The organism is Pseudomonas sp. Q2-TVG4-2, assembly GCF_013620795.1.
In the GTDB taxonomy this organism is placed as follows: domain Bacteria; phylum Pseudomonadota; class Gammaproteobacteria; order Pseudomonadales; family Pseudomonadaceae; genus Stutzerimonas.
This window is the reverse complement of record NZ_LGLW01000006.1, coordinates 197958-214230: the sequence shown is the minus strand read 5'-3', so window position 1 is coordinate 214230 and position 16273 is coordinate 197958. Positions and strand designations below refer to the sequence as shown.

General features: G+C 60.9%; 11 protein-coding genes. 3 read left to right on the top strand and 8 right to left on the bottom strand.

Features of this window, described 5'->3' with window-relative positions; translation table 11 throughout:
* The first annotated feature begins 12 nt into the window (after positions 1-12).
* The gene (locus H3028_RS14360) at positions 13-741 is read left to right on the top strand and encodes a 16S rRNA (uracil(1498)-N(3))-methyltransferase (protein ID WP_181297752.1); all 729 of its coding nucleotides are present in this window, start codon (positions 13-15) and stop codon (positions 739-741) included.
* Positions 742-796: 55 nt separating this feature from the next.
* Here the strand turns inward: H3028_RS14360 and H3028_RS14355 are convergent, their stop codons facing one another.
* From H3028_RS14355 to pilG, 8 genes are all read right to left on the bottom strand, one after another.
* Complete coding sequence (locus tag H3028_RS14355) at positions 797-1267, bottom strand: chemotaxis protein CheW (RefSeq protein ID WP_181297750.1); 471 nt, start codon at positions 1265-1267, stop codon at positions 797-799.
* Positions 1264-2316: a chemotaxis protein CheB gene (locus H3028_RS14350; protein WP_181297748.1), complete on the bottom strand. Its 1053-nt coding sequence runs from the start codon at positions 2314-2316 to the stop codon at positions 1264-1266. The genes H3028_RS14355 and H3028_RS14350 overlap by 4 nt, the downstream gene beginning before the upstream one ends.
* Positions 2309-9502 (bottom strand): Hpt domain-containing protein, encoded by a 7194-nt coding sequence (locus H3028_RS14345; RefSeq protein ID WP_181298151.1) that lies wholly within the window; start codon positions 9500-9502, stop codon positions 2309-2311. The genes H3028_RS14350 and H3028_RS14345 overlap by 8 nt, the downstream gene beginning before the upstream one ends.
* An 11-nt stretch (positions 9503-9513) precedes the next feature.
* Positions 9514-10380 carry a CheR family methyltransferase gene (locus H3028_RS14340; protein ID WP_181297746.1) on the bottom strand — a complete coding sequence of 289 codons (867 nt, stop codon included), beginning with the start codon at positions 10378-10380 and terminating at the stop codon, positions 9514-9516.
* Positions 10381-10438: 58 nt separating this feature from the next.
* Positions 10439-12487 (bottom strand): methyl-accepting chemotaxis protein, encoded by a 2049-nt coding sequence (locus tag H3028_RS14335; RefSeq protein WP_181297744.1) that lies wholly within the window; start codon positions 12485-12487, stop codon positions 10439-10441.
* 78 nt (positions 12488-12565) lie between these two features.
* Positions 12566-13102 carry a chemotaxis protein CheW gene (locus H3028_RS14330; RefSeq protein WP_168422804.1) on the bottom strand — a complete coding sequence of 179 codons (537 nt, stop codon included), beginning with the start codon at positions 13100-13102 and terminating at the stop codon, positions 12566-12568.
* Positions 13103-13140: 38 nt separating this feature from the next.
* Complete coding sequence (gene pilH, locus H3028_RS14325) at positions 13141-13506, bottom strand: twitching motility response regulator PilH (protein ID WP_021206021.1); 366 nt, start codon at positions 13504-13506, stop codon at positions 13141-13143.
* A gap of 44 nt (positions 13507-13550) precedes the next feature.
* Positions 13551-13958 carry a twitching motility response regulator PilG gene (gene pilG / locus H3028_RS14320; protein WP_019339789.1) on the bottom strand — a complete coding sequence of 136 codons (408 nt, stop codon included), beginning with the start codon at positions 13956-13958 and terminating at the stop codon, positions 13551-13553.
* Positions 13959-14194: 236 nt separating this feature from the next.
* Here pilG and gshB point away from each other — a divergent pair, with 236 nt between their 5' ends.
* The gene (gshB, locus tag H3028_RS14315) at positions 14195-15157 is read left to right on the top strand and encodes a glutathione synthase (protein ID WP_181297742.1); all 963 of its coding nucleotides are present in this window, start codon (positions 14195-14197) and stop codon (positions 15155-15157) included.
* A gap of 175 nt (positions 15158-15332) precedes the next feature.
* Positions 15333-16229: an energy transducer TonB gene (locus tag H3028_RS14310; protein ID WP_181297740.1), complete on the top strand. Its 897-nt coding sequence runs from the start codon at positions 15333-15335 to the stop codon at positions 16227-16229.
* Positions 16230-16273 lie beyond the last annotated feature (44 nt).

Here is a 16273-nt window from a genome sequence, read left to right as displayed (position 1 = left end):
GTAGTTGTCCCGATGCGCATATCCCGATTCTTCGTCGATGCACCACTCTCACTCGGCGCTCATGCGCTACCGGAAGCCTCAGCCCATTACATCAGCCGAGTCCTGAGGCTTACGGGCGGCGCAGTGGTGCAGCTGTTCGACGGCAGTGGTCAGGAATACCGGGGCGAGCTGGCCGAGGTAGGCAAGAAGCAGGTGACGGTCGAACTGAGCGAGCAACTGCCCGGTCTGCCCGAGCCGGGCCTGAAGATTCACCTCGGCCAGGGGCTGTCGCGCGGTGAGCGAATGGACTGGGCGATTCAGAAGGCGACTGAGCTTGGCGCCACGGAGATCACGCCCATCGTCAGCGAGCGCTGCGAAGTACGCCTGAAGGACGAACGAGCCGACAAGCGCCTGGCCCACTGGCGCCAGATCGCCATCAGTGCTTGCGAGCAGAGTGGCCGCTCGGTCATTCCGACCATCCATCCGCCAGTGCCGCTGCAGGATTGGTTGCCGGTGGACGCGGAGCTGAAGTTGGTCCTCCACCCGGTAGCCGAATCGCTGTCAACCCACCAGCGACCCGCCACGTTGGCGTTTCTGATCGGCCCGGAAGGCGGCTTGAGTGACTCGGAAGTCGAACAGGCCCGCAGCACCGGGTTTCAGCCGGCTAGCCTCGGGCCGCGCGTGCTGCGCACCGAGACCGCGCCGGTGGTCGCATTGAGCGTTGCACAGCTGCTTTGGGGCGACTTTCAGGCCGACGCCTGATAACACCGTATCGTTGAGTAACGGGCGGTCGCAGAAGCCGAGCTAAGCGGGCCTATCAAATCAACCCAGCATCCGCCAGCTTCTGCTCCAGCGCGACCAGGTCCGGAATCCGTGCTTGTACGTCACCGAGGTTGACCGCATCCAACTCCAGCGGCGCGAGCGCCACGTCCGAGCGTGCCAGGCTCGGGTCAACCTTGATCGAGCGAGGAATGCCCTGCACCAGCAAGGCGATGAATTTCACGTGATCGCGTCCGCCCAAGGCGTTGAGCACCGCCACGCGCGCCTGTGAACCCGTTTCGGGCTGCCCATCGGACGCCGCCTCGAATGACAGCAGCGGCAACGTCAGGTCACGCCAGGTGACCTGTCCGAGAAACCAGGACGGCATGCCCTGAGTGGATTGCGGGGGGCGATAAGGAATCAGCTCGGCGACGGCGACGTTGGGCAACAGCAGTGTGCGGTCAGCCAAAGGCACCAGGAGGCCGGTGACGCTGGCAGACGTATCCTGAGTGATAGCGGATTGACTCATGGGGTATCCAATTGTAAAGCCACGACAGGCTGATTGGCCTGTTGCGCGAAATGATTGACCAGGGCCTGCGCCAGCTCGCGCGGATCGCCACTGAGTGAGCTGTAGCCGCCCTCGCGAAGACAGTCCGGCATGCTCGAACAGACACAGGAATCGGCGCGCTGGGTCCAGACTCTGCCACCTTGGCGCAGCACGTAGGCGGCCGCCGCATTGCCATCGCTGCCCATGCCGCTGAAGGCAATGACGCCACAACGGCTGCCGAATTGCTGCGCCAGGTTGAGCATCATCTGATCGATGGAAGGGCTGTAGGGCTCGGGCCAGCTGCGTCCGCTAAACAACATGGTGCCATCCTTGCCGAAGCCCATCTCCTGACTGATGGGCGCCACGATGACTTCGCCACAGCGAATCGAATCGTTTTCCCGGCTCGAATTGACATTCCATTGGCTGTGCCGGCCCACCACTTGCGACAGCGCCGACTCGAAACTCGCCTCGATATGCTGAGCGTAGACGAAGCCAATCGGCAAGCCACCCGGCAACGCATCGAGAAACGCCTTTACCGCTTCCGGGCCGCCCAGCGATGCCGCCAACAACCAAACTTCATGAGCCGGTTCGCCCGTCATCGAATCGGCATTAGCCAGCGCCCCAGGCAACTGCAGGCGCACCGGGCGTTCCGCGTCCTCGCGCAGCACTTCAAGGCGCGGGCCGACGGCCCGTGATGGATCACCGACCAGCCGTTTCAGCTTGCCAAATAAGCGTCGTTCCCAACGAGGATAGTGCTCGGAGTGGCGCTCCGGGGCATGCCCCTCTCCAAACAGAACCGGGCAACTGTCTCGTTCGAGCAGCGCGTTGACCAGGGGCGAGTCTTCCGTCTGGGCCAGATCGACGAGCCAGAGGTCGGCTTCCACCGCCATCAGGTCCGCTTCCTCTAGCCTTGCGGGGTCGCTGTTGAGCACCACCTTGTAGCCGTTGGCGCTCAAGGCCTGCTGCAGCACGTGCCGTTGCAGGGAGGTGTCGGCGATCACGCCGATGCGTGCCGCAACGACTTCACTCATGGCGCTTGACCAGTTGCTGGATCGTCTCAAGCAGCAGCGATTCCTGATACGGCTTACCGAGGTACTCGTTGACACCGATGCCCATTGCCCGATCCCGATGCTTTTCACCGGTTCGCGAGGTAATCATGATGATCGGCAGATCCTTCAGGTGTTCATCGTGGCGCACCAGGGTCGCCACTTCGAAACCATCCATGCGCGGCATTTCGATGTCCAGCAACATGATGTCCGGTTTGCGTTCCTGCAGCTGGGTGATGGCGTCGACGCCGTCCTTGGCGGTCAGTACGTTCATCCCGTTCCGCTCCAGCAGGCGGCTGGTTACCTTGCGCACGGTGACCGAATCATCCACCACCATCACTAGCGTTGGCCGATCAGCTTCGACCTCTGCCGGCTCATCCCCGCCAAGCAGGCGCAGCGGTTGCAGCTGCGTGAGCAGGTGCGCATGCAGGACGCGGATTGTCGCGAGTAGATCAAGAATCACCACCACCCGACCGTCACCAAGAATGGTCGCACCGGAAATCCCCGGCACGGTGGCAAACTGCGGACCCAGGCTCTTCACCACGATTTCGCGGGAGCCGGCCAGGCTGTCGACCTGCACCGCCACACTGTGTTCATTCGAGCGCACCAGGATTACCGGCAAAGGCAAGCTCTGGCCAACCAGCTTGGGCCGTTGACCGTTGTTCAGCAGCTCGCCGAGATAGCGCAACTCGTAGGTCTGACCCGCATACTCGAAACGCGAAGCGCCCGGCTGGTAGTAGGCTTCCAGCTCGTATGGCGACACCCGCACGATACCTTCGATGGTATTCAGAGGGATCGCATACAGATCCTCCCCGGAGTACACCATCAGCGCCCGGTTGACCGATACGGTAAACGGCAGGCGGATCAGGAAGCGCGTACCGCTGCCGAGCCTCGACTCGATGCTCATGGAGCCGCCGAGCTGCTTGACCTCGGAATGCACAACGTCCATGCCGACACCACGGCCGGATATCTGGGTTACTTGCTCGGCGGTGGAGAATCCCGCCTCGAGAATAAACTGCAGTACCTCATGGTCCGACAGATCGTTGCCGGACTGCATCAGGCCACGCTCAATCGCCTTACGACGAACAGCTTCCAGATTGATGCCCGCTCCGTCGTCGCTCAACGCCAGAACGATGTCGCCACCTTCACGGCTCAGATCGAGACGAATGTTGCCCTGCTCGGGCTTGCCCGCCGCCACACGCTTGGCTGCGGTTTCGATTCCGTGGTCGACGGCATTGCGGAGCATGTGCTCCAGCGGCGCAACGATGCGCTCTAGGACACTGCGGTCCATCTCACCCGTGGCATTGCCGACATGAAATTCGACCTGCTTGCCCAGCTCGCCAGCCACCTGACGGACGATCCGGCGCAGGCGTGGCACCAGCCGATCAAAGGGAACCATGCGCGTGCGCATGAGACCTTCCTGAAGCTCGGTATTGACCCGCGCCTGCTGCAGCAGCAGGGTTTCGGCATCGCGATTACGCGCGGCCAGGGTTTCCTTCAGGTCCAATAGGTCGGAAGCCGACTCGAACAATGCGCGGGAAAGCTGCTGGAGCTGCGAGTGACGATCCATTTCCAACGGATCGAAATCATCGTACCCGGCGCGCTCCGCTTCGGCCTGATAGCGACTGAGGATCTGCGCCTGGGTTTCAGTATCCAGCCGCCGCAATTGATCACGTACCCGCTCGATAGTGGCTTCCATCTCGCCCAACGTGAAGCCTACGTCACTGACCTGTTGCTCGACCCGTCCACGGAAAATCGAGGTTTCGCCCGCCAGATTGACCAGCCCTTCCAACAGGTCGGCCGGTACCTTCACCAGTTCCTGTGGTGCACGACGGGACGCGGCGTCCAGCGCTGCCTGCTCGGCGCGACGAATGAAAGGCAAAACCTTGGCCGGCGCACTGGTGATCGGCGCCTGAGCACTGGCGGCGACGATAGGCGTTTCGAGCGTAATGACGGAAGAGGCGGGATGATCGCCCTGATCATGCTCCTGCGGCTGCTCATCGGTAGCGGTATCGGATTCGCTCGACAAGCGCGAGCGCATCGATTCGACTTCTTTCATCAAGCCGTCATAGCTGCCCTGTACATCCAAGAACACGCTATCCGTCCAGCCACTGCCCTGCTGTTGCGCCTCACTGAGGCGCTGTTCGAGGTCATGCGCCATGTCGCCCAGGCGCCCTTGGGCAGCCAGGCGCGCGCCGCCCTTCAGCGTATGCAGCACGCGCATCATGTCAACCAGAGGTGCTGTGCCGTCACGTGTAGCTTCCCAGCGTCCCAGCGCGGATTCCATCTCTTCGAGCAGCTCATCGGCCTCTTCGACGAAGATGTCTAGGATCTCCGATTCGGCGGCGTCCTGGGCAGCGTCCTGAGCCGCTGTCAAGGCAACGCTGCTGGGCATGCTCAGTTGTTCTTCAGGGCTCGCTCGAAACTGCCGAATGGTTTCGATCAGATCCTGCCCGCCGGGCAGCTCGCGGTAAGCACGTACGGCATCGAGCATCGCCGCGAGCCGGTCGTGGCAGGTCTGTAGCAGTGTGAACAGTGCTGGGCTTGCGCGATAACTACCGGCGCACAGCCCCTCGTAGAGATACTCCAACTCATGCGCGAGATCCCCGATCTCACGTATGTCCGCCATCCGCGCTCCGCCTTTGAGCGTATGCAGATCCCGTTGTAGCGCTTCAATTTCAAAGCTATTGCCGACGTCGTCCATCCAGCGCTGCAGCGATGCGCCGGCTCGTTCGATGATGTCGAAACCTTCCTCCAGAAAGATCTCCACCAGTTCGGGATCACGGTTCTCCCAACCGGTGGCCTCGGCCGTGGCGGGCTCTGCGATGGCTGGAGACACCTTCGCCTGGGGTTGTTCGATCGCTTCGGACTCCAGTAACTCTGCCGCAACTTCTGGCACCTCTTCGTCCGGGATTCCAGGCTCGCTGGCGAGCGCACCGTCCGATGTGCCTTTGCCCTCTGCCTGACCGATATCCGAGTCGATCGATGCCTCCGCGTCGGGAATGCGCGGGGTCTCGTCAATCAGGTCCGCCGGCTCCAGAAGCGCAGGTTCATCGGCCGGCACCGCGTCTGTGCCCTCAGACGGAGTTATCGCTTGCTCAAGTGCGGTAGCACCTTTTTCGAAGGCCGGCGTGACGCCCTGCCGATAGGCCCGAATACGCTCGATGAGCCCTACTGCGGCATCCATTGGCTTGTGCGCTTGGAGCTGCTCCAGCTGCACTGCAAGCTGATCGTGGCTGCGCAGCAGCAACGTGGCGAGATCGTCGGCATGCACGTAGCGACCGTCGGACAGCCCTTCATAAAGGGTTTCGAGCTCATGGGCCAGATCGCCGATCGGCCGGATCTCGGCCATCCGCGCGCCGCCCTTGAGGGTATGCAGGTCACGCAGCAGGGCGGAGAGCGCCAATTGGTTGGACGAATCTCCAAGCCAGCGTTCCAGCGCGCCACCCGCGCTCTCCAGCAAATCGACGGCTTCGTCGAGAAAAATCTCGACCATTTCTTCATCCAGCTCGTCCACTTCCGAGCGAGACTCGGCAGGCCAAGCATCGGCTTCGGCTTCGGCTTCGGCTTCGGCGGTATTCTGGGCTACGTCGCCAACCGAAGTGGTAGTAGCAAGGGATTCCGGCTGCGTCTCGTCGGCAGGCAGCTCGTATGAATACGGGTCGATCGCCTCGGCTAGCAGATCCTGGAGGCGAGCCACCAGTTCAGGCTGTCCGGTCACCTGAAGACCCGCAGCGACCTGGTCCATCATGCCGACCAGCGCCTCGTGCCCCTCTTCAGCGTCATCAAAGAACCGCGCGCTAACCGCGAGACGGCCGTCCTGCACAACCGCATACAGGTTGAGCAGCACCTGACACAGCGCGTCGATCTGCGGGAGATCGGCCATCTGCGCACCGAGCCCGAGCGTCGTAAGCTCTTCCAGCAGTGCGGTGAGTTCCTGGCGTTCGGCAGGATGCTCGCGCCAGCTCTGCAGCAGGTCTTCGGCATCCAGCAGGATATTCATGCCTTCGGACAGGAACAACGCAATCATGCCGGGATCGCGAGGCTCACCCTGTTGGTTGTCACCACGCTCGCCAGCGTCCTCCAGCCGAGCCTGGTGCAATGCGTGGACCCGAGCGATGAAGTCTTCAGCACCTTCGATCGGTGCCAACGGGTCGCGCTCTAGGTGCTCCAGCCCACGACGCAGCAGCTGTTCAGCCGCATGTAGCAGCTCCGCTTCGGCCAGATCCATTTGAATCAGATTGGCCTTGAACTCCTTAACCATCTTCTCCAGCGGAGTGGCAATTTCCGCCACCGGCAGGATTCCAGCCATATGTGCGCTGCCCTTCAAGGTGTGCAGCGCTCGTTGCAGGGCGTCAGTCACCGGCTGGGGAAGACGTTGCGCACAATCGGCAAGAAAATCGACGAGTGTGGTGAGGTGGGATTCCGCCTCGTTGCGGAAGATTTCCAGCAATTGCGGGTCCAGCACGTCTTCGTTGGCCGGCTCCTGTGATGGCTCATCGAGCGCATCGCCGCCTTGCGGATCAGGGTCGGTCGGCTGACCTTTGGCCAGCGCATGTGCGTCGGCCGCCAACCGATCGACATCGTCGCGCTGACGTTGCGCCTTGGCAGCGAACTCGTCGACCAGCGCCGGCATCAGCGCGACCACATCGGCCACCAGCTTCTTCACCGGATCACTCGCCTCGACACTGCGATCGAGGACACGGTTTAGCAGGTTTTCCACCGACCACGCCAATTCGCCGATGATCAGGGCGCGCACCATGCGTCCGCTACCCTTGAGCGTGTGGAAGGCTCGCCGCACTTCACCGAGGGCCCCCTTATCCGTGGTGTCGGCGCACCACCGCGGCAAATACTCACCAATCGTTTCGAGAACCTCTGCCGCTTCCTCGATGAAGACCTCAAGCAGGTCTTCATCAACCGGCTCCTCGCCTTCAGGCGGCGGCAACAAGCTCTGCGGAATATTTCGTGCAGGGGGATTGATCGAGACGGCCGGCGCCGCCATGACGTCTTCCATGCTCATCGCCGGTTCCGCCGCAGCTGGCTGCTCGACCGGTTCAGGCAGTATGACCTCAGGCATATCGAGCTCAGCCATTTCAGCCTCACTCCAATCCACCGTATAGCCGAGCAAATCGCCCTCAGCCTGCTCGATAGCCCCCTCCGACAGGTCATCAGCCTTCACAGTGGGCGCAAACTCAGGCTCGGTGAGCTCGATGGTCTCGCTCGGCCAAGCGGTAACATCGGACTCGATTGCATCATCGCCGTGGACGCTGTGTTCTTCGTCATTCCAATCAATGACGAACTCGGCCGCACCAGCCGCCAGGTCCTCAGCCGATGTACCACCGGATTGCAGGTTGCCTTGATCCGACTGCCATGTGTCAGAGAGCACCAGGTCTGGTTCCGGCAACACTTCGATCTCGTCCAGCGGATCGGACAGCGTGAGATCTGCCTCAGCACTGAGCTCATCGCGGTGGTTCAGCACCGGCTGCTCGCGCAATGGATAGCCCAGCGTCTCGAGGCTTTCTTCGGCCACGTCGAGAATCAGATCACCCTGCGATCCACAGTCCTCGCTAAGGCGCTCAAGGTAATACTCGACGCTGGTTATCGCATCGGCGAGCGTATCCAGGCTCTGCCAATCCGGAATCGCCTGAGGCTCGAGCAGTTGTTCTTGTATATAGCGATTGCAGGCCTCCAGCAGGGCGGCGGCACGGGCAAGCGGGACCATCGCCAGCCCACCGCGCGATTGCGTCAGCAGCTCCGGCACTCGAGCCAGATGTTGATGATTCCACTGGGACGCGATGAACTCGATGATGGCGTCCTTGGCCTGCTCCAGGCCCGTACGCGCTTCGCGAATAACCAGCTGATGAATCTGGGCAACATCGGTAGTTGGCAGATGGCTTTCTTCGCCTCGCTCGTCAGACGTGCCACCGACCATACCAGCCAGGGTCGCCTCGACATATAACAGCGCACCCGCAACATCCATCAGCGCCGCATCATCGGCCTGCTGTTGCCCTTGCGCCAAGGCATCGATCACTCCGATCTGATCGAGAATGATCCGGCGTGGCTGGCCGAAACCCAGCACCGCAAGCGTGTCGGCGATCTGCTTGAGCGGCGGTTGCAGCGCGCTGAGCTCGGCGAGACCCATGCGATCGCTGCGTACGAACAGATCCAGGCTGTCCTTAACCCTGACCAGCTCCTCGCATAGCGCAGCCACAACCGAACGCATAGCCCCGCGATCCGGACCTGCCAACTGGGCACGCTCCTCGTCGACCACGGCGCTGTCGGGCAACGCATCGTCCAGGCTGTATTCGGCCTTCAACGCCTGGATACGGGGAGACTGTGAGGGTGCCTTAGCGACATAGAAAAGCAGATTCTTGGTCAGCTCGTCCGGTGCAGCCTGATTAATCCCGTCGGCGCCCTGCGCCACAAGCCGCTTGAGCTCCTTGTCGACCTGGCGCAACAAGTTGCGAATCGTGGTGCCGTTAGTGACCGCGCCACTGGCCATGCCCTCGACCACGCCCGATGCGATCTGCCACAGCGCACCCAGCGGTGCATCCTTGCAGAGCATTTCCAGACGCGCGAAAACCCGCGCCATGTACCCCAAGTTGGTAGGCAGATCCTGGTTGCGAATCACCCCGACCAGCGCCACCTGCAACATCTGCCGTAGCTTACGAAGCAAGCCGGGGAGATCCGAGGTCTGCCGCTGAGCCAGGAACTCGCCCGACAGGGCCGGCGTCCGGGCCGACATATCGGGCGAGAACAGGCTGGTTTCCGATAGCAGCTTCTCGCCCCGCGCGGCACGCAGGTCATTGAGCAGAGGCAGCACGACCATTGGCAGGTCACGGCGGGCACTCTGGATGCGATCCAGATACGCCGGCATCTGCAGAATCGCCTGCATCAACACTTCAAGCGCTTCGGCCTGGCTGGCGACGCGCTCGTCCAGCAAGGCGCGGGCGAGTTGCTCCATTTCCTCGGCAAGCAATGCAGCGCCGTAGAACTCGACCATCTGCAGGGTGCCGTGCACCTGATGCACATAGGTCAGGCAGAAGCGCATCCGCGTCGAGTCCTGCGGGTTTTCGACGAACGCTTCCAAGGCCTGCCGTGCCTGCTTCAACGTTTCGGCAATCTCGCCTTTCACCCACTCCAGGGCGACATAATCGTGCCGATCACCCATAGCGACTCCGCTCATAAACATTTCCGGGTAAAGGCCAAAACCTGACTATCAGCTACCGGCACCAGCTCTGGGTGCTGCCAGCCAACCACCTCGCCTGCACCGATAACCAGCAATCCTCCCGGCGCCAGGCGTTCGACCAGACGATTGAGGATTTCGCGGCGGCGCCAGCGACGAAAGTAAATCAACAGGTTCTGACAAAAAATGACGTCCATATCGGACATAGGCGCACCGTTCAGCTCCAGCACGTTAAGTCTGGCAAAGCACACGCGCGCAGCCAGGCTGGGCGTCACTTGGAAGCGCCCGTCCGGCATTGGCTGGAAATACCGAGCGCACAGATCGGGGTCCATCTGCTCGAGTCGGCGGCGGCTGTAAAGCCCATCCCGTGACCGGCTCAGCGCGCTGAGGCTGATATCGGTGCCGATCACGCCGTATTGCCCGTCACAGCCGTCGAGCGTCAACGCTTCCGCTGCGCAGATTGCCAGTGAATAGGTTTCCTCGCCGCTTGCGCACCCCACACTCCACAACGACCAGGGCTGTGCAGCGCCGCGCGACTCGCACCGCTGTTGCATATAGGCAGACAGCAGCGCGAACGACGGTGGATGCCGAAAGAAGCGGGTTTCCTGTACCGTCAGGCGATCCATCAGCGTTGACCATTCCACCGCGCCCCGCGGACCATCGGTAACCTGGCGGTAATAGCTGGCGTAGTCAGTCACTCCGACTTCGCGCATGCGGCTGCTCAGATTCGCCTGCAGGAATATCCGACGTTGTTCGGTAACCACCATACCGGAGCGCTCTTCGAGCAAGGCTTGCCAGTCATGAAACTCCGCTGACGACATATCGGCCAAGGGTCTCAGTGACCAGTCAACGCTTGGCTGCATGCCCTGCCCCTTACTCATGGACTTTCACAGCGCCCGTAGCCGGCCGCTGTGCTCTCAGTCAGGCCTGATCCTGCGTTTCCGGCAAGGTGAAGCCGGAAACCGAATGGCGCATTTCGTTGGCCATCTTCGCAAGGTTACCAATGCTCTTAGCGGTAGCGGTGGTACCCGAGGAGGTCTGCGAGGTAATTTCCTGGATGACGTTCATGGTGTTGGAGATATGGCCGGCCGACGAAGCCTGCTGGCGGGCCGCGTTGGAGATGTTCTGAATCAAGGCTGCAAGGCTCTTGGATACCTTTTCGATCTCTTCCAGCGCGACACCCGCATCCTGGGCCAGGCGAGCGCCTCGCACCACTTCGGAGGTGGTTTGCTCCATGGAGATAACGGCTTCGTTGGTGTCCGTCTGAATAGTCTTAACCAGCGCTTCGATCTGCTTGGTCGCAGCGGATGAACGTTCAGCGAGGCGCTGTACTTCGTCCGCAACCACAGCGAAACCTCGGCCTGCGTCACCGGCCATGGAGGCCTGAATGGCGGCGTTCAATGCAAGGATGTTGGTCTGGTCGGCAATGTCATTGATCAGGCTGACGATGTCACCGATCTCTTGGGACGACTCACCAAGCCGCTTGATTCGCTTGGACGTATCCTGGATCTGCTCACGGATATTGTCCATGCCGGTTATGGTGTTGTGCACCACCTCGTTGCCCTTGTTGGCAATGGCTACGGACCGCTCCGCCACAGCAGAGGACTCGGCGGCGTTGGCCGATACCTGGTCAATCGACACGGCCATTTCGTTGATCGCCGCGGAGGCGCCGGCAATTTCCTGGGCCTGGTGTTCGGAAGCCTCGGCCAAATGCATGGCGGTCGCCTGGGTCTCCTGGGCTGCGCCCGATACCTGAACGGCAGTCTGGTTGATCGTTTCGACCAGATCACGCAACTGGTCGATGGAGTAGTTGATCGAGTCAGCGATGGCACCGGTGAAGTCTTCGGTTACCGTGGCGGCTACCGTAAGGTCACCGTCAGCCAGGTCACCGATCTCATCGAGCAAGCGCAGAATTGCCGTCTGGTTACGCTCGTTCTTTTCCGCTGTTTCACTCAGACGACGACGTGTTTCCTGAACCATAACCAGACCGATCAGCAAGATCGAGGCGAGGGCCAGCGCGCCGAGGAGATACCCAGCCAAGGTATTAATGTAGCGGGCTTCGGCACGACCCTGAAGTCCCTGGGTCAGCACCGATGTCTTATCGAGCAGGGTCTGCGACACCTCGAAAATGCTGTTCGATGACTCACGTACCTGGAAAAGCTCCGGTGAGGTTTCGAGAATTTCGTCTACCGAACCCGATACGAACTGGAACAGCTCGGAAATCGCGGCCAGACGATCCAGCGCCTCGACATCATTGACTCGAGTGATACCCATGGCTTCGTTGCCTTCGAGCATCGCGTTGAGTACGCGGCCGAACAGGCTTGCATCGCGACCGAACATATCGGCCGCCTGAACCGAGTCCTGATCACCGGAAAGCACCTTATTCACCGAACCCAGAATACGCTCGGCAAGCAGCGACTGACGCTGCGCGACGGAAACCTGAGCCGCCGGGGCGCCACTTTCCAGAAGGATGTCGACAACCTCTTCGTACTCGACCTGCAATTGCGGAATGGTTTCGGCGAGGGTGGCCGCGACCTGATGCAGGGACAGTACGGTTTGTTCGCTGGCGAGAATCGCGTCGGTGTTCTGCCGCAAGGTATCCCAATCCTGCTGCACCGCAGCGACTTCGGCTTGCAGCGACTGTGGAACCGCCGGCAGCCCGATGCGCTCATCACCTTCGGAGAGATAGCCCCAGCGCTCGCTGAAGTCGTTTCGTGCGTCTTTCAGCGAGTCGAACGCATCCGGCGTACCGGCGGCTGCTTCTACCGCGTTCTTCGCGATGCGCTGCGACAGAACTCTCAGCTCACCGGCGTGTCCGATATATTCATTGTCATAGTCGGCCTGGGTATTGATGTACGCGAAGTTCACGAACAACAGCACCATCGACACGATCAGAAGGATAAACAGCCCGGCGATCAACGTATTGCTACGTACCCCTGCCAGCAATGCATTTGCGTTCATTTTTTTCATTTTTCCGGCCCCCGCCTGGACCACCCGTACGTTTCCTTCCAAGAACCAAAAGGCCGGCATTAGCCGACCCCACCTAAATCAATACGCCACGTCCAGAAATGTCTGATGCGCGGCAAGCGCGTGTGGGCTAAACACCAGCCACGGCTGCTCGCGCTGAAACACACCATGAATAAAGGGCTGAATCGACGCCTCAACCGGCGGCAGCTGTTCGGAGAAAGCATCTACCGGGAAATGCTGCATGCCGAACACCTCGTCGACCGTCAGCCCCGCAAATACTTCCTGGTGATCGACCACCAGAACCCGCCGCTGCTTGCGCAAAGGCGACAGCTCCAAACCGAAATAACCGCACAGATCCATGACTGGCAACAGCCTGCCGCGAACATTCGCCACACCCTTCACCCAGGCTTTTACACCGGGCAGCAGCGTGTAGCGAGGCTCATGGAGTATTTCGCCGACCTCCCCCATTGGGGCAACGAACAAACGCCCCCCCATTCGAAAACCGATGCCAGCCCAGGTCTGGATGGCTTCCTGCTGCGAAGGCAGGCCAGCAGCCAACGCTCGGCAACGGGCATCGATTTCCAGAAGTCGCTGAAACGGCGTAGGCGTATCCGACATGCTGGCAACATCCCTTGTCCGAATTACGAAACCGCCGATTAACCGGCCAGTACGGCGTTCAGGGTCTTCAGCAACGTCGCCTCATCTACTGGTTTGGTCAGGTAATCTTTGGCACCTTGACGCTTGCCCCAGACCTTATCGGTTTCCTGATCCTTGGTCGTCACAATGATTACCGGAATGTGACTGGTTTCAGCATCTTTGGTCAGCTGGCGAGTGGCCTGAAAACCATTCAGACCGGGCATAACGATGTCCATCAAAACGGCGTCCGGTTTTTCCTGGCGCGCAAGCGCTACGCCATCGGCACCGTTTTCGGCTTTCAGAACGACATGGCCATGCTTTTCCAGCATGGCCGTCAGCTTGTACATCTCGGTCGGCGAGTCATCAACAATCAGAACGCGAGCCATGGTTACTCCGTGGGAAAGGCTTCAGCGGCACACAGGGCCGAACTTCAGGATACTTGCTCTACCGGTGCGAAATCGGGCACATGGGCCTTGATAGCACCGAGCAACTCTTCTTTGCTGAAAGGCTTGGTGAGGTATTGGTCTGACCCCACGATCCGCCCCTTGGCCTTGTCGAACAGGCCATCCTTGGAGGACAGCATGATTACCGGGGTGGACTTGAAAGAACTGTTGTTCTTGATCAGCGCACAGGTCTGATAACCATCAAGTCGGGGCATCATGATATCGACGAAAATGATGCGCGGGTGACTATCCGCGATTTTGGCGAGCGCATCGAAGCCATCCACCGCCGTGATCACATCACAACCTACTTTCTTCAGCAGCGTTTCGGCGGTGCGACGAATCGTTTTCGAATCGTCGATCACCATGACCTTCAAGCCCTCGGAGTGCTGTTCCATTTCGCCCTACCATCGCCTCGGTGAGTCGTAGTTTATCGTTATGTCAGTGCGCCAGAGGCCCTGTCATCGATGGGCTGCACCCAATCGCCGGACCTTTTTAGCACACTCCTCAAATGCAAGCTATCTGACGCCGGAGCAGCGGGATTTTCCTTGACCCAACGCACAACCGCCGCCAATCTGCGTCGACCTTTCAAGCCCCTGGCAGCTCCGTCCTGCCCCTCGTTGGAGATCATCACATGACTGTTCGCGTCGGGATCATCATGGACCCAATCGCGCAGATCGCATTCAAGAAGGACAGCTCTCTGGCGATGTTGCTGGCTGCTCAGGCCCGCGGCTGGACGCTCTACTACATGGAGCAGCGCGATCTTTACCAGCTCGGCGGCGAAGCGCGTGCCCGCATGCGCACGCTCCAGGTCTTCAACGACCCCCAACGCTGGTACGAGGCCGACGAAGAGGTCGACAGCGCACTGGCCGAGCTCGACGTCATCCTGATGCGCAAGGACCCACCCTTCAATAGCGAGTACGTGTACGCCACGTACCTACTGGAGCTTGCCGAACAAGCCGGCTCGCTGGTGGTGAACCGACCGCAGAGCCTGCGCGATTGCAACGAGAAATTCTTTGCTACACAGTTCCCGCAACTCACGCCGCCGACGCTTGTCAGTCGACGGTCCGACATTCTGCGGGAGTTTGCCCGCGAGCAGCGTGACATCATTCTCAAACCATTGGATGAAATGGGCGGCGCCTCGATTTTCCGCCACCGCGAAGGCGATCCGAACCTTTCGGTGATTCTTGAAGTGCTGACGGAGCATGGCAGTCGCCAGATCATGGCGCAGCGCTACATCCCGGCCATCAAGGATGGCGACAAGCGAATCCTGATGATCGACGGTGAGCCGGTGCCCTACTGCCTGGCTCGCATCCCGGCCGCTGGTGAAACCCGTGGCAATCTTGCCGCCGGCGGACGCGGTGTGGCACAACCGCTGTCCGATCGCGATAGAGAGATTGCCGGCATCGTCGGGCCGGAGCTGCGAAAGCGTGGACTGCTGTTCGTCGGACTGGACGTGATCGGCGATTTTCTTACTGAGATCAACATCACCAGCCCGACCTGCATTCGCGAGATCGATAACGCGTTCAATACCCGTATCGGCGAGCGCCTGATGGATGCTATCGCCACGAAACTGCAAGACCGGCACAACGCCTAGCAAGCGACAGCGGCTGGCGCGCTGGGCCAGCCGCAACCCTCCGCAGGCAGAGCGGATTGCCGGCCACCCTTCTCCGCTACCTCGTCATACTGACTCACCAAAGCTGCCGCCTGGTTCATAGACTTTTGCAGTCACGCTGGGCAGACTGCGCGCACTTCGAGCCGACTGAAATGCGATGAACGCCGCTACACGCCAACCCACTCCTGCCCATACCGGCGTCCGTCCGGCGGATCGTCTCGGCTTCACGATATTTCTCGCCGCCGCGCTGCATGCAGCCTTGATCCTCGGCCTCGGCTTCTCGCTATCCGAGCCGAAGCAGATCAGCAAGACACTGGAAATCACCCTGTCTACTTTCAAAAGCGAAGACAAGCCGAAAGAGGCCGACTTCCTCGCGCAGGACAACCAGCAGGGCAGCGGCACGCTGGAACATAAGGCGTCGCCGAAAACGACCGAGCAAGCACCGTTTCAGGACACCCAGGTACGCAAGGTGACGCCCGCCTCCTCGCCGCCACCGAGCACTCGCAGCGAGGCGCCGAAGACTGCCGTGGCGACCCGCGCGCCGCAACCGGACAAGACCCCGGTAAAACCCCAGAAAAACAAGCCGCAGCCCCAGGCGCAGCCGGCGCCCGTCTATGACAGCTCACAGCTCAGCGCGGAGATCGCCAGCCTCGAGGCGGAGCTGGCCCAGCAGGTCGAGCAATACGCCAAGCGGCCGCGGGTCAGCCGCCAGAACAGCGCCGCCACCATGCGCGACATCAGCGCCTGGTACCGCGACGAATGGCGCAAGAAAGTCGAGCGTATCGGTAACCTCAACTACCCCGACGAAGCACGTCGTCAACAGATATATGGCAGCCTGCGCATGCTGGTGGTCATTGATCGCAACGGCGCGGTACAGGAGCTTCGGGTGCTCGAATCCTCCGGTCAAGCAGTGCTCGATGAGGCGGCCATGCGCATCGTCAGGCTCGCAGCACCCTTCGCGCCCTTTTCCGGCGAGCTGGCGCAGAAGTTCGACCAGGTCGAAATCATCAGGACCTGGCGTTTCGAGCGCGGCGACCGGCTATCGAGCCGCTGATTGGTGATCAAACGCAGGCCGTGAAACCTCGAGCACAACAAGCC